The 23,067-nt window shown below is 66.9% G+C and carries 21 protein-coding genes and 2 riboswitches; of the genes, 13 read left to right on the forward strand and 8 right to left on the reverse strand.

What is annotated here, in order from left to right; genetic code table 11:
* On the forward strand, positions 1-294 hold a 294-nt coding region (locus tag BR31_RS0126130; RefSeq protein ID WP_027503523.1), incomplete at its 5' end, for a DUF4259 domain-containing protein.
* Positions 295-320: 26 nt separating this feature from the next.
* Here BR31_RS0126130 and BR31_RS0126135 read toward each other — a convergent pair.
* A complete protein-coding gene (locus BR31_RS0126135) occupies positions 321-815 on the reverse strand; it encodes a thioesterase family protein (protein ID WP_081830694.1) in 495 nt (164 codons plus the stop codon).
* Positions 816-892: 77 nt separating this feature from the next.
* Between BR31_RS0126135 and BR31_RS30280 the strand changes: the two genes are divergently transcribed.
* Together BR31_RS30280 and BR31_RS0126145 are read left to right on the forward strand one after the other, a co-directional pair.
* A complete protein-coding gene (locus BR31_RS30280) occupies positions 893-1,579 on the forward strand; it encodes a winged helix-turn-helix transcriptional regulator (RefSeq protein WP_051637759.1) in 687 nt (228 codons plus the stop codon).
* Between the two features lie 154 nt (positions 1,580-1,733).
* The gene (locus BR31_RS0126145) at positions 1,734-2,417 is read left to right on the forward strand and encodes a type 1 glutamine amidotransferase domain-containing protein (RefSeq protein ID WP_027503525.1); all 684 of its coding nucleotides are present in this window, start codon (positions 1,734-1,736) and stop codon (positions 2,415-2,417) included.
* A gap of 63 nt (positions 2,418-2,480) precedes the next feature.
* On the opposite strand, the gene BR31_RS0126150 is transcribed toward BR31_RS0126145, so the two are convergent.
* The gene (locus tag BR31_RS0126150) at positions 2,481-3,617 is read right to left on the reverse strand and encodes a nitronate monooxygenase (RefSeq protein ID WP_027503526.1); all 1,137 of its coding nucleotides are present in this window, start codon (positions 3,615-3,617) and stop codon (positions 2,481-2,483) included.
* A 105-nt stretch (positions 3,618-3,722) separates the two neighbouring features.
* Entirely contained in the window at positions 3,723-5,948 is a 2,226-nt protein-coding gene (gene helR, locus BR31_RS0126155; protein ID WP_197023722.1) for an RNA polymerase recycling motor ATPase HelR, read from the reverse strand.
* A gap of 304 nt (positions 5,949-6,252) precedes the next feature.
* On the opposite strand from helR, the gene BR31_RS32045 reads away from it, so the two are divergent.
* A complete protein-coding gene (locus BR31_RS32045; protein ID WP_169922360.1) occupies positions 6,253-6,396 on the forward strand; it encodes a hypothetical protein in 144 nt (47 codons plus the stop codon).
* A gap of 120 nt (positions 6,397-6,516) precedes the next feature.
* Here BR31_RS32045 and BR31_RS0126165 read toward each other — a convergent pair whose 3' ends face one another.
* Positions 6,517-7,170 (reverse strand): TIGR03086 family metal-binding protein, encoded by a 654-nt coding sequence (locus tag BR31_RS0126165; RefSeq protein ID WP_051637760.1) that lies wholly within the window; start codon positions 7,168-7,170, stop codon positions 6,517-6,519.
* A gap of 88 nt (positions 7,171-7,258) precedes the next feature.
* Here BR31_RS0126165 and BR31_RS0126170 point away from each other — a divergent pair, with 88 nt between their 5' ends.
* A complete protein-coding gene (locus BR31_RS0126170) occupies positions 7,259-8,227 on the forward strand; it encodes a helix-turn-helix transcriptional regulator (RefSeq protein WP_027503529.1) in 969 nt (322 codons plus the stop codon).
* 341 nt (positions 8,228-8,568) lie between these two features.
* Positions 8,569-9,828, forward strand: a complete 1,260-nt coding sequence (locus BR31_RS0126175) for a protein kinase family protein (protein WP_027503530.1) — start codon at positions 8,569-8,571, stop codon at positions 9,826-9,828.
* A gap of 23 nt (positions 9,829-9,851) precedes the next feature.
* On the opposite strand, the gene BR31_RS30285 is transcribed toward BR31_RS0126175, so the two are convergent.
* Entirely contained in the window at positions 9,852-11,516 is a 1,665-nt protein-coding gene (locus BR31_RS30285) for an FAD-dependent monooxygenase (RefSeq protein WP_231496708.1), read from the reverse strand.
* Between the two features lie 405 nt (positions 11,517-11,921).
* Between BR31_RS30285 and BR31_RS0126185 the strand changes: the two genes are divergently transcribed.
* Positions 11,922-12,233, forward strand: a complete 312-nt coding sequence (locus BR31_RS0126185; protein ID WP_231496709.1) for a hypothetical protein — start codon at positions 11,922-11,924, stop codon at positions 12,231-12,233.
* Between the two features lie 27 nt (positions 12,234-12,260).
* Here the strand turns inward: BR31_RS0126185 and BR31_RS30290 are convergent, their stop codons facing one another.
* Positions 12,261-13,385, reverse strand: coding sequence for an AraC family transcriptional regulator (locus tag BR31_RS30290; RefSeq protein ID WP_051637761.1), 1,125 nt, complete (start codon positions 13,383-13,385; stop codon positions 12,261-12,263).
* Between the two features lie 130 nt (positions 13,386-13,515).
* On the opposite strand from BR31_RS30290, the gene BR31_RS30295 reads away from it, so the two are divergent.
* From BR31_RS30295 to BR31_RS0126215, 5 genes are all read left to right on the forward strand, one after another.
* Positions 13,516-14,874: an MFS transporter gene (locus BR31_RS30295; RefSeq protein ID WP_081830696.1), complete on the forward strand. Its 1,359-nt coding sequence runs from the start codon at positions 13,516-13,518 to the stop codon at positions 14,872-14,874.
* Positions 14,875-14,956: 82 nt separating this feature from the next.
* Positions 14,957-15,784, forward strand: a complete 828-nt coding sequence (locus BR31_RS0126200) for an SDR family NAD(P)-dependent oxidoreductase (RefSeq protein WP_027503532.1) — start codon at positions 14,957-14,959, stop codon at positions 15,782-15,784.
* Positions 15,785-15,858: 74 nt separating this feature from the next.
* Positions 15,859-16,911 carry a beta-keto acid cleavage family enzyme gene (locus BR31_RS0126205; RefSeq protein ID WP_027503533.1) on the forward strand — a complete coding sequence of 351 codons (1,053 nt, stop codon included), beginning with the start codon at positions 15,859-15,861 and terminating at the stop codon, positions 16,909-16,911.
* Positions 16,912-16,958: 47 nt separating this feature from the next.
* Positions 16,959-18,572: a long-chain fatty acid--CoA ligase gene (locus BR31_RS0126210; RefSeq protein ID WP_027503534.1), complete on the forward strand. Its 1,614-nt coding sequence runs from the start codon at positions 16,959-16,961 to the stop codon at positions 18,570-18,572.
* 64 nt (positions 18,573-18,636) lie between these two features.
* Positions 18,637-19,257, forward strand: a complete 621-nt coding sequence (locus BR31_RS0126215) for a DUF4304 domain-containing protein (protein ID WP_051637762.1) — start codon at positions 18,637-18,639, stop codon at positions 19,255-19,257.
* An 81-nt stretch (positions 19,258-19,338) separates the two neighbouring features.
* On the opposite strand, the gene BR31_RS0126220 is transcribed toward BR31_RS0126215, so the two are convergent.
* Both BR31_RS0126220 and BR31_RS0126225 read right to left on the reverse strand, forming a co-directional pair.
* Positions 19,339-20,721 carry an MFS transporter gene (locus BR31_RS0126220; protein ID WP_037178487.1) on the reverse strand — a complete coding sequence of 461 codons (1,383 nt, stop codon included), beginning with the start codon at positions 20,719-20,721 and terminating at the stop codon, positions 19,339-19,341.
* Between the two features lie 100 nt (positions 20,722-20,821).
* Complete coding sequence (locus BR31_RS0126225; RefSeq protein ID WP_027503537.1) at positions 20,822-21,673, reverse strand: hypothetical protein; 852 nt, start codon at positions 21,671-21,673, stop codon at positions 20,822-20,824.
* Positions 21,674-22,360: 687 nt separating this feature from the next.
* A riboswitch (M-box (ykoK) riboswitch) is annotated at positions 22,361-22,534 on the reverse strand.
* Here BR31_RS0126225 and BR31_RS31760 point away from each other — a divergent pair.
* Positions 22,528-22,746, forward strand: coding sequence for a hypothetical protein (locus BR31_RS31760; RefSeq protein ID WP_156042637.1), 219 nt, complete (start codon positions 22,528-22,530; stop codon positions 22,744-22,746). Its footprint overlaps the riboswitch before it by 7 nt.
* 12 nt (positions 22,747-22,758) lie before the next feature.
* Positions 22,759-22,932: riboswitch (M-box (ykoK) riboswitch) on the forward strand.
* Positions 22,933-23,067: the final 135 nt, after the last annotated feature.

The following is a 23,067-nucleotide window of genomic DNA, read 5'->3' on the forward strand; positions in this document are numbered from 1 at the left end:
GAGTACCTCGAGTCGCACGAGGCGGAGGCCGCCATCGCGCTTGCGGAGGTCGTCGCGGTGGCACACGGACTCCGGCCCGCACCTCAGCAGTTCGACGGCATCGACGCCGCAACCTATGTCGGGTCCCTGACCCCCGAGCAGCGTGCCTGGATTCTCACGACGCTCGAACGCGCGATCGCTGACAGCGACACATCGGAGCTCCACGAGTTGTGGGCCGAGAACGGCCCCGAGGATCTCGAGGCGTGGCGGGCACCGATCCTGAACAGGGTGAAGAGCCTCAGGGCGCCGAGCTGAGCGCGGGCCGGCAGCGAGACGGCCGCTCAGCGTTCCGCGAGTGGTGTGCTGAGGTCGGCGAAGTCGTCGGTGGGGGCCAGATCCCGTAGTAGCCGAAGCAGATCCTCGGGTGGGCTGGTCAGACGCCGTTGGCCGAGGTCGAGCCAGCCCCCGGTCGAGGTCACCGTGGCGGCGACAGTGCCGTCTGCTCGGGTGAAGGTGTTCCGCATCATGAAGCGGGCGCCGTCGGGCGACAGGCCCGCCATCTGCAGGGACAGCTCGGCCTGTTCGAGCAGGCGCAGCTCGGAGCGGTAGCGGAGCTGGTCGGTTTGGATCACCGGACCGAAGCCACGCCTCGCAAACTCACCCGCTGAGAACCCGGATCCGGCGAAGTACTGCATCCTGCTGTTCTCCGCGGCCGCCAGGTAAGCGGTGGTGCGCATGTGACCGTTCTGATCCATGTCCGACCATTGGGGTCGGAACGGGATCGCGAAGGTGTGAAGTCGCTGCGTGTTTGTATCCGGAACACTCATGGAAACCATGCTCGGCGCCGCGATCCGTTGTGGCTAGTTCAAACTTTGAACCAGGCACGGCGTCGACTCGGGATTAGTCTCCTGGGGTGAGCGGATACGGCCAATTCTGCGCGGTCGCGCGTGCCCTGGAGGTAGTGGGCGAGCGGTGGACCCTGCTGATCGTGCGTGAGCTACTGCTCGGTGCGACATCTTTCGGGGACATCCGCCGAGGCCTGCCGCGTATCCCCAAGGCCACGCTGTCGGCACGGCTGCGCGGACTCCGGGCCGCCGGGATCATCGACGCCGACTACCGGCTAACCGATACCGGGTTGGCGCTGGCGCCGGTGGTGCGGGAACTGGCACGGTGGGCGGTCGCCACCGACAGCGTTGCCCTGTCCGAGGACGACCTGGACACGGCGGCGCTGACCTGGGACATGCAGCGGCGTGTCGATACCGACGCCCTGCCCGAGCGACCGCTCGTGCTCGCGCTGGAGTTCACCGACCGTCCGGCCACCGACCGCCGCTTCTGGCTGCACCTGTCGCGAAGAAACATCAATCTGTGCCGTGACGACACCGGAGCCCCGGTCGATGTCTGGCTCACCGCGCCGACCGGGGTGCTGACCAGGTGGTGGCTCGGCGAACTGGCCTGGACCGATGTTCTCGGACGCCCGGGAGTACGGATACACGGCGACCGGAAGCTTCAACGTGAGATGCCGCGCTGGTTCAAGCGCTACGTGTTCAGACCGGAAAATCTGATCGGGCCCGAGAACACGGTTCACGAGCCCTCGGGATAGCGCCATGTGACCGCTCGGTGTTTGCTCGATCCCGGTGAGGCGGCACCGGAACCCGCACGGAATCCGGCGATTGCGCTGGCCAGTATGCGTGGTGATCGATACGTTTGATCCATCAGCGAAGGCAATTGCCCGCGGCCGATGAAGAGGATCGAACGTGACCAAGCGAATACTCCACGTCGTCACCAACGTCGCGCACTATGCCGATCCGTCCGAGCCGACCGGTCTGTGGCTGTCGGAGCTCACCCATGCCCACGAGATCTTCGCGGCGAAAGGGTACGAGCAGCGCATCATCAGCCCGAAGGGTGGACTCTCGCCGCTCGAGCCTCGCTCCCTCAAATGGCCGAATGTCGATGCGACGGCCAAGGCGTGGCTGGCGGACGACGCCCGCAAGGCGCTGCTGTCGAACACGGCCAGGCCGGACGAGGTCGATCCGGCGGACTTCGATGCGATCTACTTCACCGGCGGGCACGCCGTGATGTGGGATTTCCCCGATAACGCTGGTTTGCAACGGATCACGCGCGACATCTACGAGCGCGGCGGGATCGTCTCGTCGGTCTGCCACGGTTATTGCGGCCTGCTGAACACGGAGCTGTCCGACGGCACGCTGCTGGTCGCGGGGCGCCGGCTCACCGGCTTTTCCTGGCGGGAGGAAGTGCTCGCCAGGGTCGCCGACAAGGTGCCCTACAACGTCGAGGAGGACATGAAGCGGCGCGGGGCGCTCTACGAGAAGGCCCTGCTGCCGTTCACCTCGAAGGTCGTTGTCGATGGCCGACTGGTGACCGGCCAGAATCCGCAGTCGGCCAAAGCGACGGCCGAGCAGGTCGCCGACCTGCTCTGACGCCGGGCCTTGCTCGGGAAGGATCGCAGAGCACCGGTCCCGACCCTTCCCGAGGACTGAACGTCAGGCGTTCGCGGCCGCGTTGTTCAGCTGCTCGAGGGTGCCCGTCGCCTCGAGGTATTCCTGCACCCAGCGCTCGATGACGGCCGAGGTCTTCTCCACCTTGGTGAACTGGCCGACGACCTGACCGACAGGGTTGAACGCGACATCGACGGTCTCGTCCGGGTACTTGTGGGTGGCGGCGACGGCCATCCCGGACACCATGTACTGGAGTGGCATGCCGAGCGGTTCGGGGTTGCCCTCCTGCTCCCACGCCTCGGTCCAGTCGTTGCGCAGCATCCGGCACGGCTTGCCGGTGAACGAGCGGCTGCGCACGGTGTCGCGGCTGCTGGCATTCGTGTACGCGGCCTGCTGGACGGGGGTGTTCTCGGCCTCCTCGACCATCAGCCACTGCGAGCCGGACCAGGCGCCCTGGGCGCCCATCGCCAGCGCGGCAGCGATCTGCTGGCCGCTGCCGATGCCGCCTGCGGCGAGCACCGGGACCGGTGCGACCTCCTTGACGACCTGCGGCCACAGCACGATCGAGCCGACCTCGCCGCAGTGCCCGCCGCCCTCGCCACCCTGCGCGATGATGATGTCCACGCCGGCGTCGGCGTGCTTACGGGCCTGGTAGGGCGAGCCGCACAGCGCGGCGACCTTGCGGCCGGCGTCGTGGATGTGCTTGATCATGTCCGCCGGCGGCGTGCCGAGCGCATTGGCGATGAGCGTCACCTTCGGGTGCTGCAGCGCGACCTCAACCTGCGGGGTGGCGGTGGCCTCCGTCCAGCCGAGAAGCTGCAACGCGTTCTCGCTGCCGTCGTCGGGCAGGGGCACGCCGTGGTCGGTGAGGATCTTGCGTCCGAAATCGAGGGTTTCCTTCGGCACCATCGACTGCAGCATCTTCGTCAGCTCGTCCGCCGACAGGTTCGAGTCCATGCCCTCGTACTTGTTCGGGATGACGATGTCGACCCCGTACGGATGGTCGCCGATGTGCTCATCGATCCAGTTCAGCTCGATTTCCAGCTCCTCGGGAGTGAACCCGACCGCGCCGAGGACGCCGAAGCCGCCTGCCTTGCTGACGGCAACCACGACGTCGCGGCAGTGGGTGAACGCGAAGATGGGGAACTCGATGCCGAGTTCGTCGCACAGGGGTGTGTGCACGGGCACTCCTTCGTTGAGGTGGACGCGTCTTCTGTAACGCGTTTCACCATAGGTCGAGGGCGTTTCCGGAGGGTGGCTGTTGGCGAATCGACTTTCGATCGGTCGTCAGCCGGCCGCCTGCGCGGGCGCCCCGGTTTCGGCCAATCCGGTCAGGGCCCGTGGCAACGGACCCTGGTGCAGCACGCCGAGGCGTTGGGTGGCGCGGGTGAGTGCGACGTAGAGCTCGGCCGCACCACGCGGCCCGTCGGCGACGATCCGTTCCGGTTCCACGACCAGGACCGCGTCGAACTCCAGACCCTTCGTCTCCGACGCGGGAACCGTGCCCGGCACCCCGGGCGGCCCGATCACGACGCTGGTGCCTTCGCGCCCGGCCTCGTCCCGGACGAACTCCTCGATGGCCATCGCGAGTTCGTCCTCGGTGACCAGTCGGGACCACGGCCGGACGCCGCAGGCGCGGACCGACTCCGGCGGCCGGACCCCGGGCGCGAACTCGGCGAGCAGCGCGCCGGCGACGCCCATGATCTCCGCCGGGGTGCGGTAGTTCACCGACAGCGACCGGTAGGCCCAGCGGCCGGGCACATACGGTTCGAACACCGTGTCCCAGGAGGTCGCTCCGGCCGCCGACCGGCGTTGGGCGAGATCGCCCACCACCGTGAAGGACCGGTCCGGGCAGCGTCGCATCAGCACCCGCCAGTCCATCTCGGACAGTTCCTGCGCCTCGTCGACCACGACGTGCCGGTAGGTCCAGTCCCGGTCCGCCGCGGCGCGCTCGGCGAGTTCCCTGGTGTCCCGCTCGAGGAAGCGATCAGCAAGGTCCTCCGCGTAGAGCAGATCCGTTGCGAACAAGTGGTCGTCGTCGTCCATGTGGTCCTCACGGCCGACCATGAGGTCGAGCACGCCGGCCGCGTACGCCGCCTCGGCCTCGGCCGCGGCCTTCCGCTCCCGCTCCGCGGCCTGCTCGGCCGACGGGTCCGGGCCGAGCAGGTCGACCAGCTCGTCGAGCAGCGGCACGTCCGACACCGTCCAGGCTTCGCCGTCGGCACGCAGCAGCGCCCGGTCTGCGCCCGCCGCGCGCAGGCGTTCGGGGGACGTGTACAGCTGTGCCAGAAGTGTTTCCGGCGTCAGGATCGGCCAGAGTTCGTCGAGCGCGGCGACGAACGCGTCGTTGTCGGCGAGCTCGGCGACCAGGTCCGCCCGCAACTCCTCCCAGGCCTGCCCGTCCTTCCTGGTCAGCCAGCCCGGGCCGATCCGGGCCACCGCCCGTTCGGTGAGCACGTAGGTCACGATCTCGCGGAACACCGCGCGGGCCTCGTTGTGCGGCAGCCCGCTCGCGCGCGCCTCCTCCCTGGCCCACTCCGCGGTCTCGGCGTCGATCCGAACCGCGACGTCCGACAGCTCGATCGGCAGCGGATCCGGTGGCAGTCGCTGCCGATCGGCGATCGCCGCCGCGAGCACGTCCAGGACCTTCAGCGAACCCTTGAACCGCGCGGCTTCCGGGGTGTCCTCGGCGGTGACGCTCAGACCGGGCACGAGATCGCCTGCGGTCATGAACACCACGTCGGACTCGCCCAGCGATGGCAGAACGCGGCCGATGTGGTTCAGGAACGCCGGGTTGGGCCCGACCACGAGCACCCCGTGGCGTTCCATCCGCTCCCGCTGTGTGTAGAGCAGGTACGCGACACGGTGCAGCGCCACCACGGTCTTCCCGGTGCCGGGGCCGCCCTCGATCACCAGCACCCCGGGGTGGTCGAGCCGGATGATTCGGTCCTGTTCGGCCTGAATCGTCGCCACGATGTCGCGCATTCCCTCGCCGCGCGGCGCATTGACCGCCGCGAGCAGGGCGGAGTCTCCCCTGCCGTCATCGTCGGCACCGTCCGGGCGGCCGAGCACCTCGTCGGTGAAATCGACAACCTGACGCCCCCGAGCGTGGAACTGGCGGCGCCTGCGCATGTTCTCCGGGCTGGCGGCGGTGGCGACGTAGAACGCGCGTGACGCGGGTGCCCGCCAATCGAGCAGCAGCGGTTCGTAGTCGTTCGCCTCGTCGAAGATGCCGATCCGGCCGACGTACGAGTGTTCGCCCGAAAGGGTGTCCAACCGACCGAAACACAGCCCGTTGTCGGCCACGTCCAGCCGATTCACCTCCCGCGCCAGCGCGCGCACCTCGGCGTCCCGGTCCACGAGTGTCCCGCCGTTCTCGGCGTCGATGGGCCCCCGCAACGCCGCGCCGTATCGACCCTTCACCCGCGCGCGCTCCGCGTCGAGCCGCGCGTAGAGCCCGGCCACGTGGTTCCGCTCGGACCGCAACTCGTCTTCGTGTCCCTGAGTCGACATGTGCCCCCATTTCCGCAGGTTCTGGCTTCGGCCAGCGATTCTGCGGCACCACCGGGGTCTTGCCGCAAGCCCCCCGGTGCGCTATATGTTGAAAGTGGAAAGGAGCGAGTACTCCTTTCCATTCCTTGTTTGAGCGCACTTCTCTCCGCGAAGCGGCGTGGTGTGGTCCCCCCTCCTGGTCGTGAACGGGGGGCCGAACAGCGGCCGGAGCATGCGTGGGTACGGCGGAAGTTTCGTTGTGTAACGGAATCACTTTTGCGGCCGACAGTTCCGATGTATTGCAAACGAACAGGGAGGGAAGCACATGGGTTCGGCTGTCGATGCTCTGGAATGGATCCGCGAGGGGTACCTGGCCGGTGATCCGCTGCGATCTGCGCTCTTCGTCGGCGCGTCGTTCATCACGATGCCGTTGCAACTGATCGCGACGATGCTGGGCCGTCCCTTCTAGCCCACTGCCAGTACCAATTCAGAAAGCCGCCCCTCCCCATCGCGGGAGGGGCGGCTTCTTGAATGCAGCATGTTCGGCAGTCGAGGGTGCCGGTCGTCGGAGCCTGCGCGCACGCCAGGGTCAGGCGCGCGGTTCGCGTCCGAGGTAGCGCAGCAGCTCGGCGGTCGCGGTATCGCCCGACTCCCCCTCGACCACCGCGGCATACGCGCCCCACTGGCGCAGCGGCTCCACGATCTCCGCCTCGACCCCACTGCCCGGCGCCGGATGTGCGGTGCGTGCCGCGGTGAGCAGGTGGCCGGCGAGTTCATCGGTCAGCGGCGACGGCTGGCCGGTCGCGATCGCGATATCCCACGCGTGGACGGCGGCGTCCAGCGCGGCCATCACCGCGGCGACCGGGGTCGCGAGCGCGCCGTGCGGAAGCGGGGTCGGGACGGATTCGGTGTCGTCGGCGACGGTCGTCCACGCGGCGGCGGTCTGCTCGATCGCCTCGCGCACCAATGCCGCGGCCGAGCCGTCGATGGCGCCGGAGGGATCGAAGGGGTTGTAGGCCGGCCCGACCCCGACGCCGAGGGCCTGGGCGAAGGCGAGCTGGTCACCCGCGGCGTGCTGGATCACCTGCGCGACAGTCCATTCCGAGCACGGGGTCGGCAGCTGCCACTGCTGGTCGCCGACCCCCGCGACGACGCCCTCCAGCGCCGCGTAAGAGGTCGAGAGCACGTCGCGCCACACGGGGCGCAGGGTCGCGGTGGCGTCGGCGGCGGTGGTGAGGTTCATGGTGAGCCTTTCGTCGTGCTTCCTGGTGGTGACCTGAGCCTATGGGGCTATTAGGCTGGATTCGTTCCTAATAATTTCGGAGGTGAATGTGGCGCCCACCACAACACGCGTGCTGCGGCTGCTCTCGCTGCTGCAGGACCGCGCGCACACCGGCAGGGAGCTGGCCGAACGGCTCGATATCACCGACCGCACCCTGCGAAATGACATCCAGCGACTGCGTGAACTCGGCTACCCGGTTCACGCCGAACGCGGCGCCATCGGCGGCTACCGGCTCGGCCGCGGCTCGACGATGCCGCCGCTGCTGCTCGATGACGACGAGGCGGTGGCGGTCGCCGTCGCGATCGACCTCGCCGCGGACGGTTCGACCGGCATCGCCGACATCACCGAGAGCGTCACGCGGGCCCTGGCGAAACTGGAACAGATCCTGCCGAAACGGTTGCAGCGTAAGGTGACAGCACTACGCAGCGCCACCGCGATCGGGCCGGCGACCACCGGTTCGCGTGAACCGGACGCGCCGGTGCCCGCGGCGGTGCTCACCGCCCTCGCGGGTGCGATCCGAGACACGACCGCGGTGTCCATCGAGATCGAGAGCGGCACCACAGAAGTCGAGCCCTACCGCCTGATCAACTGGCAGCGACGCTGGTATCTGGTCGCCTATGACATCGAAATCCACTCCTGGCGGGCGATTCCCGTCGCGCAGGTGCGCCGGGCGACCGCGGGTAGTCGTCGGTTCGGGCCCCGCGCACTGCCCGACGAGGACCTGGTCGCCTTCGTCATGCGCCACATCGCAACCACCGGCTGGAAGGTGCATGCCCGCGTCACCGTGCTGGCGCCCGCCGAAACGGTGATCGCCCGTATCAATCCCGCCGTCGGTGTCGTGGAGGCCGTCGACGCGGACAGCTGCGTCCTGCTGACCGGCGCGGACGCTCTGGAGACCATCGCCATCTACCTCAGCATGCTGATGATGGACTTCCGCGTCGACGGCCCGCCGGAACTGGTCGCGCATCTGCGTACGCTCGCGCGGCGGTACTCCGCGTCGGTGGAATCGGCACTGTAGTCGGGTGGCTCGAGTGACGATTCGGGAGGGCCGGGACAGACGGCAGACTCTCCATATCCTGCACGGGTATTCGACCAAACGCGCACCCTCGTAGAATCGGGTGCAGGCCAGGGCATCCGATTCCGATTCTCTTGGTACGTATGGAGGGCCGCGTCGTTTTCGCGAGCTCCCGAGCGGGATCTTTGGTGTGGGGGTGGGTAGCAATGCAGGCTGGTCAGCTTCACCGGCGCCTGGCCGTGGCCATGCGTTCCGTCACGGACGTGCACGAGCCACAACGGGCGGCCCGACCGGCGGGATCACTTCTCGGAGGGGGTCGCTACCGTCTACTCCGGCGCTGCGGGGTGACCACCGATTTCGAGTTCTGGCATGCGATGGATCGAGCCCTGGACCGCGAGGTCGCGCTGACCATCATCGATGGCGGTGCTACCCAACACGGCCGCTCGAACGGCAACGAGGTCTTCGCGCGGACGACGGTGCTGTGCCAGGTTCGCTCCCCCGCTGTCGCTGACATACTCGACATGGTCGACGGGGATTCGTTCAGCGCGGTGGTCGCCGAGTGGGTTCCCAGCGTGTCATTGGAGGAGGCGGCGTCCGGCTCGCCGTCGATCCTGGGTGTCGCCCGCGCCGTCGTCGAGCTTGCCGACGCGATGCAGAAGGCCCACGAGTCCGATGCGGTACTCGCGATCGGAGACGTCCCGCGAGTGCGGGTGCGGGTGAGCCTGGGCGGCACGGCGTATGTCGCGTTTCCGGGGACGCCCGCGTGCAGCGACCGCGATGGCGACCTTCGAGGCCTTCGCCACGCGATCCGAACCTTGGCCCCGGGAGTCGCGAGTCCCGACCTCCCGCTGGCCGGTGGGACGACCGCGGGTGCGATGGCCACCGCGCTGCGGAGGATTGTGGATCAGCCGCCACCTCCGGAGGTTCCTGCACCGGCACCGGCACCGGCACCTGCACCTGCACCGATCTCCGAGGAGCAGTCTGCGGCGCGGTGGGACCCGAGACAGCTGGGCCCGATTGCGCTGACAGGCATTGCCGCGCTCGCCGTGGCGATGCTCGGCGCGATCGGATGGCTCATCGGGACTTCCTTGGCCGATCTGCCCGAGTCCGAGGCCGTCGCCACCTCTGGTGAACCCTCCGGTGACGAGGTGGCCCCGCCGCCGCGGCCACTGGTTCCCGTCGCTCCGGGTGGATCGGCCGTGTACTCGCCCCAGCAGTACCCGGACAATGCGCTGGCGAGTGGACTGGCCATCGACGGGAAGCTGGAGACGGCCTGGTCGACGGACACGTACATGCAGCAGTTTCCACAGTTCAAGAACGGTGTCGGGCTGACCGTGGCGCTTCCCCCGGATACCACCCTGAGGGGGGTGTGGATCGCATCGCCCTCCGCGGGTGCCCGCATCGAGATACGAACCGTGCCTCCGGTGGGCGGCGTCCTCGAGGAGACCGCGGTCTTGGCCGCCGCGACCCTGCAGCCGGGGGTGACACCCATCGCCCTCGCCGACTCGGCCCCGCATTCCGGGTTGACCGTCTGGATCTCAGCTCAGGCCGGAAGCGAGGGAAGCTACCGGACTGAGCTGTCGGAGATCGGGTTCCTGAACTGACGGCTCGCGGGCATCCGTGTGCTTTACACCGATAGGGGAGGCCGTTCCCCGGAGGGCTGATCGATGATCGGCGCTGTCGTGTTCATGGGTTCGCCGAACCAGCAGGAGAGCGCTTCCCGCAGTGCGTGTGCGGCGGTGTCGGCGGGTTCATTGATCTGTGCGGCCCAGGCGATGTGGGCGTCCGGGCGGATCAGCATGGCGTCGGCAGGTCGATCATCGGTCTCGGCCGCGCGGATGTCGACGCGGTGCTCCCATTCCCGTGCGATCTCGCGGAGCTCCGTGCGATCGGCGAGGTCGAGGAGGATCGGCCGCGCGGGGTGCATGAGCTCCGCGACACTGGTGGCGCCCCGGTCGGTGTGCAGGGTGAGGTCGGGTGCAAAGGTGCCGGCCAGGGAATGGTGCCCGGAGCCCGGCATCGGATAGCGAATGTCGTTGTGGCCGATCAGAGATCCCATGCGGCGCAGTGCCGGCTCGTCGACGACCAGTTCCTGGAAGAGTTGCCGAAGTGCCTCGGAGGCCGGGTCGTGTCCGCGGCGAAGCGCCACCTGGGCTCGGGTCTGAAGCTGGGCACGTCCACCCGCGTAGTGGCGCTCGTCGTGATAGGTGTCGAGCAGGCCGGCCGGTGCCCAGCCGTGGATGTCGGCACCCAGCTTCCAGGCAAGGTTGACCGTGTCGAGCATGCCGACATTGAGCGCCGTGCCCGTGGCGGGGAACAGGTGGGCCGCATCGCCCGCGAGCAGGATCCGTCCCGCGCGATACCGCTCCGCCTGGCGATCGGTGAAGGTATAGCGCGACAACCGAATCGGTTCTCCCAAGGGAAGATCCGCGCCGAGCACGCGACGGACACTGTCGCCGAGCTCGGCCAGTGTCAGCGGTTCATCATCGTCGTACTCGGTGGACTCCCCCTCGGTGGTCTGGAAGGACAGAACGCCTGAGCCGGCCGCGAACGCGAACACGCCGTGGTCGGTCCGGGTGAAACCCGCATGGATCCTGCCCAGTCCGGGGACGTCGATGTCGCCGTTGTCGAGCACCGTCACCGAATCGTGCACGGTGACCTGAGCGAGCCTGTTGACCTCTGGATAGGTGGTGCCGGGGAACGGGATACCGGCCATGTCGCGGATCCGGCTGCGTCCGCCGTCGCAGCCGACCAGGTATCGGGCGGTCACCCGGTACGGCCCGTCCGGCCCGCGCACGTCAGCGGTCACGGTGGCGTCGTCCTGACTCACACCGACCACCTCGTGTCCGCGGCGGATGTCGGCGTCGAGTTCGTGCGCGCGGTCGTCGAGTAGGCGCTCGATCTCCGCCTGTGGGATCGGCAACGCCCGCATCGGCGGATCCGCCATGTGCGTGAAGTCCAAATGCAGACCGCCGAAGGGGAATCGGGGAGCAATGTTGGGGTCGCTGCTGGCTGCGTCGAACCGTTCCCGTAGGCCCCGGTAGCGAAGCAGGTCCAGGATCCGCCCGCCGAGGCCGCTGGCCTTCGGAACGTCCCGAAGCTGCGGCTGCCGCTCCAGCACCAGTGGCCGGACACCCGCCAGGCGCAGTTCACCGGCCAGCATCAGGCCGGCCGGGCCTGCGCCCACGATGATCACGTCGGTGTCGACCACGCGCTCGCTCCCCTCGGCGTCCTTCGTCGCATCCCCGCTCGATCCGGTTGTCGGCAACACACGCATCTTCGCTACTCCCATTTCCGCAGAATCTGGCTCAGGCCAGCGATTCTGCGGCACCACCCGGGCCTTGCCGCAAGCCCCCCGGTGCGCTATACATTGAAAAGGGAAAGGAGTAGATGCCCTTTCCATCTCCGTGAATACGGACAATCTCCTCATTGATCAATGCGGTCTTGTTGTCGTGCCGACGATCAGTGTGAAGGGTCCGTCTTCCGGAAACGGCTGGTAATCGTCCGTCCACTCCCCTGCGTTCATGAAACGAAACTCTCGCATGGCAATGAGCAGCTTCGCGGAGGCAGCGAGCTCGGGGTGAGCCAGAATGGGTCTGTGTTTCGATTCGCTCGGTTCAGACGGTCCGGTGCAACGCCTGTGCCCTATGAACCGCGAGACCTGTTGCGTGCCTATGAGCATCATGCGACTCGCGAGGTGCGACCGAGCTCCGGCGAGCTGCTGATCGTGATTCCGCTGAGGGAGGGCAGCTTGGAGATCACGGTCTTGGATCCATCAGCGGACTGGATCGAGTCGCGAATCCGCGGGCTCTGCGCGTCGCTGGGCGACATCGATCGGCGCGCCCAACAGGTTCTGCGTGGCGAGTTCAATATCGGCTGGGTCGAACTCGATTCGGCACACCACGGCATCGTCGACTACTGGGCCGCCGGGGTGAACAGTGAGTACGCCATCGACATCTCGTGGACCGGAGATGCCTGGGAGGAAACGCCTGCGGCACCACTGACCTGATATGTGATGGTGCAGCAGGCCCGAGCGTTACGAGGCCGGAGGGCCTTCTCGCAGCCTCGGGCGGGGTTCAGATTCCTTGGCGGCCCATGCGGTTGGGCTGAGGCCGAACTGTCGGCGGAACCAACGCGAGAAGGCGCTCAGATCCGAGAACCCGAGTTCACACGCAATGTCGGTGAGGTTCCTGTCCCCACGCGTGATGTATCGCCGGGCGAGGTCTGCGCGCACCGAATCGACAACGGACGAGTAGGTTTCGCCCGCCCGAGACAGGTGTCGATGCAGGGTCCGCCGGTCCATGCCGAGACTGCGCGCAATACGGGCCGCGGTGCAGCTCCCGCCCGGGAGGAGGGCCTCGATGATGTCGCGCACGCGTCCGACGGCGGAGGCATCCTCGGGTGGCGCGAGCAGATCCAGGTACTGCCGTGCATAGGGCTGGAGCATCGGGTCCGACAACGGGTTGACGGAGTCCAGATCGCTCGAATAGAGCACGAAACCGTTGAAGTCTTGTTCGAAGGCGATGTCCGTCCCGAACGCTCGGTGATGGACGTCGAGTGTGGGCGGTGCTTCGTGGACGAAGCACGTGGACAGTGGCCGCCAGTCCTCGGGAAGGAACGCGCTGAGGATCCGGGCCAACGAAGCGATGACCAGTTCGATGGACTGGCGACCGAGTGTCATCCCTGTTGCGGGCTCGATCTGCAGTGATGCGAGCCCGTTCAGCTCGACGAGCCGAATCTGAATCGCCTCGTTGTGTAGCCGCATGTGACGCAGGATGAGCGCGATCGCGCTCCGGATATCTGGCTCTTCTCTGGCGGCCAAACCCACAGCGCCGAGGATCGACACCGTCCTTCCATCCGCCATCCTGACCCCGAAGTCAACGCAGGACGTCGCAAGAGCTGTGCGCTCCAAGAGTTCGTCGACGTGTTCCGCGGGAAGCCATTTGTTCGGCATCGCCAAGACGGTCGGGTCGATGCCAACAGCGCGCATGAACGGATCGGGCTCCGAGCCGAGGGACTGCGTCAACTCGACATACCCGGTCAGAGCCGAACTCCGCACCTTCAGCACCGTCATCGATTGCCCCTGTCCCAAACTGTCAAAGAATGCGTCCCAATGGGTCAAGTGATGCCGACCCAATCCGTATAGCGTGACCTGGGTCACCCGCACTTGTCGAATCCGCCCCTCGGTCGATTTTCGGGCAAGTCCCCTGGTTCAGGACCGCGGCGAGCTCTCCGAACCGGCCATATCCGAGACGCGCCGCCCGACGCGCTTTTCACGAACAGGAGCACGCATGGAACTGGAGCCCCAGGAATTCACGCCGTCCCGAGAGGTTCCCGGCGCAGGCAACCGCTCGAAGAGCTATCCATGGGTGGTCTTCGCCCTGATCCTCGGCCTCATGATGTCGGACTACATGTCCCGCCAGGTTCTCAGCTCGGTCTTCCCGGTACTGAAGGCCGAGTGGCACCTGTCGGACTCGCAACTTGCGGGTCTGACCAGTGTCGTGGCCTTGACTGTCGGTGTGTTGGCGCTGCCGATTTCGCTGGTCGCCGACCGTTGGGGTCGCGTCAGGAGCGTGGTGGTCATGGCCGGCATGTGGAGCGTTGCCACGATCCTGTGCGCTGCGGCGGGAAACTACGCGCAGCTATTCGGCGCACGATTCCTGATCGGGTTCGGTGAGGCCGCCTACGCGAGCGTGGGCATGGCCGTGATTCTGGGAGTCTTCTCCCCACGACTGCATGCTTCGCTCAGTGGCTCCGTCATCGGTGCAGGGTTTCTCGGCTCGGTCGTGGGTGTCGCGCTCGGCGGAGTTCTCGCGGATCGGCTCGGCTGGCGAGGGGCGTTCGTGATCATGGCGGCCTTCGGCCTGTGCCTGGTCGTCCTGTTCCGGATCCTCGTCAACGAGCAGCGACTGGCGCGTCATGCCGCTGATCAGCAGATTCCCGGGACGCGCGCTCCAGGGAATGGACGCGCGCCCATCTCGAGTCTGTTCACCAACGCGTCTCTGACCTGTGCATATGTCGGTGCGGGAATGCAGTTCTTCGTCGCGGGTGTGCTGCTTGCGTGGCTTCCCAGCTACTTCAACCGCTACCACGACATGGCGGCCACGGATGCCGGATTGGCGGCCTCGGCCTTCGTGCTCTTGATCGGTGCGGGAACGGTCCTCTGTGGTATCGCTGCCGACCGGACCGGGCGACGGCGACCCGAACGCAGGTGGAGTGCCGCGATCGCGTACGGCGCCATCTCGATGGTGAGCCTGATGATCGGCTTCCAACTCGACAACGGGCCGGCGCAGCTGACGTTGATCGGCATCGGGGCATTCTTCTGCTCCGGATTCACCGGTGCCACGACGGCGGTCGTGGCCAGCCTGTCCCACCCGTCGATCCAGGCTTCGGCCTTCGGCGTCGGCACCCTCGCGAACAACGTCTTCGGACTTGCACTGGGCCCCCTCGTCGTCGGGCTGATGTCCGATCGACTGGGTCTGCTCGGTGCGTTGCAATGGGTTCCGCTTGCCTCCGTCCTCTCGATCGTGGTCTTGGTCCTCGGTATGAGGCTCTATCCCGTCGGTCTCCGCAAGCTTGCTTCGGTGGAGTTGAAGACCTCCGGCGAGATATCGGAAGCCTCGACTGACGCGCTCGCGTCGCCGGTATAGATCCCCACGCTCATCCGAGCCTGTCATCGCCAGGAGTGTCGAGACGGCTCGTCCAATCCATCCACTGAAGGAGAGCAGAGAGTTGCAGCAGCTACTCGACAAGGTTGCCGTCGTCACCGGAGCAGCGCAGGGCCTGGGCAGGTCGATTGCCCTGGCCATGGCGCAAGAAGGCGCAGACCTGGTGCTCTGCGATGTACAGGAGGACAGGCTGAAAGAGGTCTCCGCGGAGATCGAGGCCCTCGGCCGCAAGAGTCTGCCCATCCGGTGCGACGTCTCTTCGCGGGAGGAGGTCTCGGAGATGTTCGCCTGCGCAGGCGAGCAGTTCGGGACCGTCCACATCCTCGTCAACAACGCCGCCCGCGTGCCGAACTCCCCGGCCGACGAGGTTCGCAGAAACAAGCACTACGCCTATGTCACCACACCGATGGAACGCCAGTCCATCGGTATCACCAGCAGCCTCACCGACGACGACTGGCTCAAGTGGTGGGACGTCAACGTCCACGGTGTCTTCTACTGCACCCGTGAGGCATTGAGGTTCATGGAGCCTCAGGGCTACGGCCGCATCATCAATATCGCGTCGGTCGCCGGCACCTCTACCGCGAGCACGCACAGCCCCGGCTACTCGGCCGCCAAGGCCGCCGTCGTGAGTTTGACCAAGACCGTCGCCCTCGACGTCGCGGGCGCAGGCGTCTACGTCAACGCCATCGCCTGCGGAGGTGTCCTGACGCCTCCGTTCCAGGAATACCTCGACCACGCGACCGACGAGCAGAAGCGCAGCCTGTACCAGATCATTCCCGTGGGTCGACTCGGCACGCCCGAGGAGTACGCCTCCCTCGCCGTCTACCTCGCCGGTGAGACCCATTACCTGGTCGGTCAGGTCATAAGCCCCAACGGTGGCGCCGTCATCTGACCGCCGCCGACGCTAGGTTCCTCGAACGCCATTCCTCGGCAACACTTTCCAATACTTCAGACAGGAGCACCACCATGCACTTTCACGACGACGCACTCTTCCCCGAGAATCAGGAGAAGCTCGTCATCACGGCCGCGCCGTACGGGCCCGAGTGGGAGCCGGACGACTTCCGCGAGGACCTGCCGCTGACGATGGACGAGCACGTCCAGCAGGCCGTGGATTGCTACGAGGCCGGCGCGTCGGTGCTGCACATCCACGTCCGTGAGCTCGACGGCAAGGGCAGCAAGCGGCTCTCGAAGTTCAACGAACTACTTGGCAGGCTGCGTGAGGCCGTCCCGGAGATGGTCCTGCAGGTCGGCGGCTCGATCTCGTTCGCACCGGAAGGCGAAGGAGCGGAGGCGAAGTGGCTCTCCGATGATACCCGGCACATGCTCGCCGAGCTCGACCCGAAGCCGGACCAGGTGACGATCGCGATCAACACCAGCCAGATGAACATCGCGGAGCTGCTGACCGCGGACGACATCGCGGGCACTTCCCTGGCGCGTCCGGAACTGCAGGAGACGTACCGGGAGATGACGATCCCGGCCGGACCGGGTTGGGTCGAGGAGCACCTGCGACGGCTGCAGACCGCCGGCATCCAGCCCCTGTTCGCACTGACCGGCATCACCGGGCTCGAGAGCGTCGAGCGGCTCATCCGCCGCGGTGTCTACACCGGCCCGCTGAATGTGACCTGGACCGGTATCGGCGGCGGTATGGAGGGTCCGAACCCGTACAACATCATGAACTTCATCCAGCGTGTCCCGGACGGTGCGGCCCTGACCCTGGAGTCCCTGATGCGCAGCGTGCTGCCCGTCAACACGATGGCGATCGCGATGGGCCTGCACACCCGCTGCGGCAACGAGGACACCATCTGGGGCCGCAAGGGCCAGAGGATGACCTCGGTCGAGCAGATCCAGCAACTGGTCCGGATCGCCGGCGAACTCGGACGTGAGGTCGCCACCGGAAAGGACGCTCGCGACATCTACAAGATCGGCACCACATACGCCGACGCCGACGAGACCCTCGCCAGGCTCGGATATGCACCGAACCGCCGCCCGGGCCAGGTCGGGTTCACCCACCACGCGTGATCCGTGACAGTGCCCTCGCCGAAATCTGCCCAATCTAGGAGTGTCACGTGATCAATGGCCTGACCATGGATGACTACCCGCTGTCGCTGACCGCGGTTGTCGAGAGAGCCGAGCGATTCCACAGTGGAAAGGACGTCGTCACACGCCGCCCCGACGGCAGCATCGCCCGGACCACCCTCGGGTCGTGTGCGCGGCGGGCGCGTCAGATCGCCACCGCGCTGGCCGATCTCGGCGTCGGCGAGGGTGATCGGGTGGCCACGCTGTTGTGGAATCAGGCCGAGCACCTCGAGCTGTACTTCGCGGTCCCTGCGATGGGTGCGGTCGTGCACACACTGAACCCGCGGTTGCACTCCGACGAGCTCGCCTTCATCGTCGGCGACGCACAGGATCGGGTGATCGTCGTCGACGAATCCCTGCTCGATGTGTTCTACAGCTTCGCTGATGCGCACCATTTCGAGCACATCATCGTCGTCGCGTACGGCGGTGCGCCACCGGAAGGGACGCTCGACTACGCGGCCCTGGTCGATGACGCCGAGCCGATGACCTGGCCCGTTCTCGATGAACGACGCGCCGGCGCAATGTGTTACACGTCCGGCACCACGGGGCGGCCGAAGGGCGTGGTGTACTCGCACAGGGCGCTGGTGCTTCATTCGTTGACCGCGGCACTGCCCGATGCGTTGGGGGTCTCGACGCAGGACACCCTGCTGCCGGTCGTGCCCATGTTCCACGCCAACGCCTGGGGCCTTCCATACGCCGCCGCGCTGCTCGGCGCGCGGCTGGTCCTGCCCGGTCCGAGGCTGGACCCGGTCAGCGTGCTCGACCTGATCGAGGACGAGAAAGTCACCATGACGGCGGGGGTTCCGACGGTGTGGATGGCGATGCTCGACGCGCTCGACTCGCAGCCGCAGCGCTGGGACCTGCGCCACCTCGATCGCCTGATCGTCGGCGGGGCGGCGGTGCCGCGCAGCCTGCTCGAGGGCTACGACCGGCACGGTCTGACGGTCGTCCAGGCCTGGGGAATGACCGAGACGGCACCGTTGGGCACCGTCAGCCGACTCCCCACCGACCTTCGCCAGAGCCCGGCCGACGCGCGGTACGCGTTCCGGGCCAGGCAGGGTATCGCGATGCCGTTCGTCGACATCCGGGCCCGCAATGAGGACGGCGGGTTCATCGAGTGGGACGACCTGGCCATGGGCGAGCTCGAGGTGCGCGGACCGTGGGTGACGGCCGCCTACCACAACGGCAAGGGCGCAGACAGTTTCACCGATGACGGCTGGTTCCGGACGGGCGACATCGTCCGCATCGACCACCGCGGCTGCATCCGAATCTGCGATCGATCCAAGGACCTGGTCAAGTCCGGCGGTGAGTGGATCTCGTCGGTCGATCTCGAGAACCACCTCATGGCGCACCCGTCGGTGGCAGAGGCAGCGGTGATCGCGGTACCCGACCCGCGCTGGGGCGAGCGTCCTTTGGCGGTACTGGTGCTCCGGGACGGCATGGCGGCGGACCCGGAGCTGCTGCGTGAACATCTGTCGACCGACTTCGCGCGGTGGCAGCTGCCCGAGCGATTCGAGTTCGTCTCCGCCATTCCGAGAACGGCCACCGGCAAGTTCAAGAAGCTCACTTTGCGCGAGCAGTTCTCTACGGCCGGCGGAAGCTGACACGTCCACGCGAGCGGCCGGTGGTCGACGTACCGCCGGCCGCCTGGTCTGCGAGCATGGTCGGATGGAGCATCCGTCGGCTGAAGAAGCATTTGCCACCCTTCTCGGTGAGAGTGCTGTTCCGCTCCTGAAGGAGCACGGATTCCGGAAGCGAAAGCTCACGTTCACGCGGGAGCGGGATGGTCTGGTCGACGTCATCAACCTGCAACGGTCGGCGGGCAACAGCCACGAGGCGATCCGGTTCTACGTCAACTGTGGTGTCTATTCGGCGGAGTTCGACAGGGTGATCGGACGGACACCACAGCAACGCCCGGCCGAGGTCGACTGCCAGTACCGGCGTCGGATCGAGAACATTGCGACCGGGATCGGGCCACATGTGACCGTGCACGCCGACATCGATGTTCCGGCAGTCGCCGAACAGCTGCGTGCGGCACTCACCAGTGCGCTGGCGGTGATGGGCCAGCTGGGTGGCCCCGACGATGTCGCCCATTCCGTGGGGTCGGACATCGACTTCGACGTGCTCCGCTACCGACTGGCGACGGGTGACGAGTCCGGCGCGCGCGAGCAGTACCGGGGTGCCCTCTCCCGCTTTGGTGCCGAGGACCGTTGGCCACGTCTCGAGGAGCAGTTCCGAAGAGCGGCGGACTCCTACGGCGTTGCCGTCATCGACAGTGAGCGAGGGTAGGGATCGGTCGTGGCCCGGCCCGGATCGAATGATCCTGGGCCGGGCCGGGATTCGCAGGCGCGCCTGCGGAACCGGAAGTGCTCATCCGGCCAGGGCATGCTCCCGCAGTGATCCGGTGGGCCAACGCCGGTGCTCGGCATCGATGACGAACACGTGGGTGTGCCGGTAGAGGCGATCGCCAACGCGGTCGGCGTCGGCCAGGCGGGCAGGGTCGATGGACCCGGCCTCGTGCAGGTGCGTGATCTCCGCGGGGTCGTGGCGCGGCCACATCCGCACTGCCACGGCGATTCCGATGGTCGCGATCACGGCCAGCGTCGCCCAGGTGGTGGTGAGACCGGTGGTGGTCAGCCACCCGGCGATCGGGTAGGTGACCAGCCAGGCCAGGTGCGACAGCGAGAACTGGGCGGCGAAGAGCGCCGGCCGGTCGGCGGGTTGCGACGAGCGCCGCAGCACCTGGCCGGTGGGGGTGAGCACCGCCGCCGTGCCCGCGCCGATCACGGCCCACACCCCGATCGCGACGACCCAGCGCCAGTCGCCTCCGCCCGCGGCAGACAGTGCGACCGCCGAGCCGAGACCGGCGATCAGGAACGCGCCGCCCGCCAACATCACCGGCCGGGCCCCGAGCCGGTCGAGGACCCTGGGTACCGACAGTGCGACGAGCATCGTGCCGAACCCGTTGGCGGCCAGCAGCAGTGCCACTCCGGACTGGGTACCGCCGAGCGTGTCACGGACGTAGTTGACGGTATTGACCATGATCACCGAACCCGCAGCCGCGACGACCAGGTTCAGGCCGAGCAGTCCGCGCAGCCGCGGCGTGGCGACGAAGATCCGCATGCCCACCGCGATCCGATCCCGGAAACTGCCTTCCGCGGTGGCGCCGGCGTCGGGAATGCGGGTCGCGATCACCAGGACGGCCGAGACCGCGAATCCGATGGCGGTGCCGACGAACAGCCAATGGAAGCTGACCAGGGTCAGCGCCACCGCCGCCAGCATCGGGCTCAGCAGTGTCTCCATCGTCGCGGCGAGCTGCGCGGCCGACAGCGCCCTGGTGTATTCGCGCTCATCGGGGAGAATGTCGGGGATGATCGCCTGGTAGGTGGGGGTATACGCGGCCGAGGCGGTTTGCAGCACCGCGATCAGCACGTAGATCTGCCAGATCTGATCGATGAACGGCAGCGTCAGCACCATCGCGGCGCGGACTACGTTGAGCCCGACCAGGAAGAGGCGGCGGGGGAACCGGTCGGCGTAGGCGGCGACGATCGGGGCGACCGTGACGTAGACGATCATCTTGATCGTCAGCGCGGTACCGAGCACAGCGGCCGCGTCGGAGCCGGCCAGTTCATAGGCGAGCAGTCCCAGTGCGACGGTGGTCAATCCGGTGCCGAACAGGGCCGAGACCTGGGCGGTGAACAGTCGCAGATAGTCGCGGTGGGCGAACAGCGAGGTGATGGTCGGTTCTTGCATTGCGGGTGCTTCCTTCGAAGGCGTGGAGATGGGTACGGGTGGGCCACGGGATCGCGGACAGTGGCAGTCGCACATGGGATTTCCTTCAGTCGTGGTGGCGTCAGTGCTGGTGAGCGGTGACGGTGAACGCAGCGGTGCGGACGGCGCCGTCATGCTTGAAGTCGAGGAAGAGTCGGTAGGTTCCGGCGCCGGGTACTGCGGTGTGGAAGGTGATCTCCGGGCCGGGAGCCGTGACCCCATCGCCGGGTTCGCCGTTCGGGTGGACATGGACGTAGGCCAGATCGCCGGCGCGGAGCACCACCAGGTGGCCGAAGGCGGCCAGGTAGGGCTGCAGGTCGGAGACGGGCCGGCCGTCCTTGCGCACGGTCAGGGTCAGCAGGTCGCCGTCACCGGTGACGAGGTCTCCGTCGAGAGTCACCTCGTAGCCGTCGACGACGGCGGTGCGGTTCTGGCTCGGCGTCGGCTGCGGGTCGTAGGCACCCGCGACGGCGAGATCGGCACCGAGGGTGATCGTCTTCTCGAGGAGCGTGGGTGAGACGTCGGTGAACACGCGGTAGGCGCCGGCCTGGGGCAGGTTCAGCCGAACCGACCAGGTGCCGTCCGCCGCGAGCTCGGGGTGCACGTGCCAGAACCCGGTCAGTTCGCGCTGTACCACGATGAGGTGGAGGTCTCGGTCGTGGATCGGCTTGTAGTCGGTGACCGGTCGCCCGTCCGGGCCGAGGATGCGGAATCGGAAGTCGATCTCGCCGGGGGCGACGATGGTCTCGGCGAGATCCAGCGTGTATCCGTCCTGGGTGATCTGGAGACCGCCCGGTGCGCTCGCGCCGTGAGCGTGGTGGCAGGCCGGGGCCTGGTGTGTGGGAGCGGCGTGGTCATGACCGGCGTGCGCGGTGGCCGCCGAATGGCCGTGGTGGTGGGCAGCAGCGTGGTCGCCGTGCGTGTTGGTGCTCATGTCTCGGCCTCTCGTCGTGTCGGTGTTTCCGACACTGAAGATAGTACCCCCAGGGGGTATGTGCCAGAGAGATGACTTGTGGCGTGGGTCACACAGCATTCCCGCTCCGCCCCCGGTGGGGCGGAGCGGAGTGCTCGAGAAATATGGGAGGGTACGAGGCTCTCCCGTGTGGTGTCACCAGCGACGATCTCCACCCGGGTTCGGGTGGCCGCCCATGGAGGCGGTGATCACTGCCACCGGTGTTCGTGACGCATACAGGTTGGCCCGCTCCTGCGGGGTCAGGTTGCGATGCCCCCACGCCCGGTTCGCCGCGCGGCAGATCGCACGCAGCGTCGCGGACTCGCGAGCAGTCGAAATAGGTTGCGTAATAACAAAAGCCATGTTGCTCTCCTGTCGGAGGAGCCGACCCGGAGGCGAAGGCGATGCTCAGCTGCCTGATCGAATGCCTTGCCGGAACTCGGTTGAAGCCGCCGATGTGCTGACGACGGCGAAGCCGGGCAGGGCTACCGAGATGTCAGGCCGCAGAATGCGGATGCCGCGCCGGGGCCGGTTCGGAACGAATGAAAGTCGTAGACGGATACGGACTATCGCTGATACTCACTGGGTTCCTCACCTCCTCGCGGACAGGACGCACGGGGGCGTCGATTCGCAGCACGGGGAGAGCGTCGGGACGACCACTGTCCCGATCGGGCACCCCTCTCGTCAGAGCTTCGGCACTGCATGACGTGTCCCGATTCGCTCGAGAAGCCACTTTGGATAGACCCTTAATCCGGGAATACCTGTCCTAACCTTGGGCGTCTGTCGACGTCGTCAGATCAGTGGCCTGTGTTCATGCAGGAGCCTCGCCTAGCGAGGTGCTTTACGCCGCCCATGATGCCGACACCCACGATATATGTCAAACCGCAAGGGCGATGGCAATCAAGATCATTCCGTTGATGGAAGAGATTGCTGCGAACTATGTTTCGCCGATACTTTATCCAATCATGCAGTTGGCCAATAGTTCTGGTCGATCTTTGGGAGCAACGGGATCGACGATCCACCGCATGTGGGTTGACATCTCCTCGCCGCAGTGATTGATTGTCGGCGCAGCACCTCGTTAGGTGAGGCGTCTGCACGAACACAGGCCACTGATCTCACGACGTCGAGAGACGCCCAAGGTCAGGACAGGTCTCCCCGGCTTAAGGGGTGACCCAAAGTGGCTTCCCGCAGTGGTGCGGGACACGTCGTGCAGTGCCAAAACTCGTACGTGGGGGTGTCGAATTCGACAGGGCGGCTCGTCCGTGTCGGTATTCACACGCGGTCGCGTCGCGACCTCGATCCTTTCCTCCTGTGCTGTGGACACTCCACCGCGGAGCTACGTCCCTTGGACGAGCCCGCATCCGAACCCGGGAGGT

It is taken from the genome of Rhodococcus sp. UNC363MFTsu5.1 (assembly GCF_000686785.1).
Classification (GTDB): Bacteria; Actinomycetota; Actinomycetes; order Mycobacteriales; family Mycobacteriaceae; genus Rhodococcus_G; species Rhodococcus_G maanshanensis.

What these genes read in the sequence shown, in the direction of transcription:
- BR31_RS32045 (WP_169922360.1), top strand. Translation starts at nt 6,253, where the DNA reads ATGGGTTCGGCTGTCGATGCTCTGGAATGGATCCGCGAGGGGTACCTG.
- BR31_RS0126220 (WP_037178487.1), bottom strand. Translation starts at nt 20,721, where the DNA reads ATGCAAGAACCGACCATCACCTCGCTGTTCGCCCACCGCGACTATCTG.
- BR31_RS30285 (WP_231496708.1), bottom strand. Translation starts at nt 11,516, where the DNA reads ATGGGAGTAGCGAAGATGCGTGTGTTGCCGACAACCGGATCGAGCGGG.
- BR31_RS0126215 (WP_051637762.1), top strand. Translation starts at nt 18,637, where the DNA reads ATGGAGCATCCGTCGGCTGAAGAAGCATTTGCCACCCTTCTCGGTGAG.
- BR31_RS30295 (WP_081830696.1), top strand. Translation starts at nt 13,516, where the DNA reads ATGGAACTGGAGCCCCAGGAATTCACGCCGTCCCGAGAGGTTCCCGGC.
- BR31_RS0126225 (WP_027503537.1), bottom strand. Translation starts at nt 21,673, where the DNA reads ATGAGCACCAACACGCACGGCGACCACGCTGCTGCCCACCACCACGGC.
- BR31_RS0126165 (WP_051637760.1), bottom strand. Translation starts at nt 7,170, where the DNA reads ATGAACCTCACCACCGCCGCCGACGCCACCGCGACCCTGCGCCCCGTG.
- helR (WP_197023722.1), bottom strand. Translation starts at nt 5,948, where the DNA reads ATGTCGACTCAGGGACACGAAGACGAGTTGCGGTCCGAGCGGAACCAC.
- BR31_RS0126205 (WP_027503533.1), top strand. Translation starts at nt 15,859, where the DNA reads ATGCACTTTCACGACGACGCACTCTTCCCCGAGAATCAGGAGAAGCTC.
- BR31_RS0126135 (WP_081830694.1), bottom strand. Translation starts at nt 815, where the DNA reads ATGGTTTCCATGAGTGTTCCGGATACAAACACGCAGCGACTTCACACC.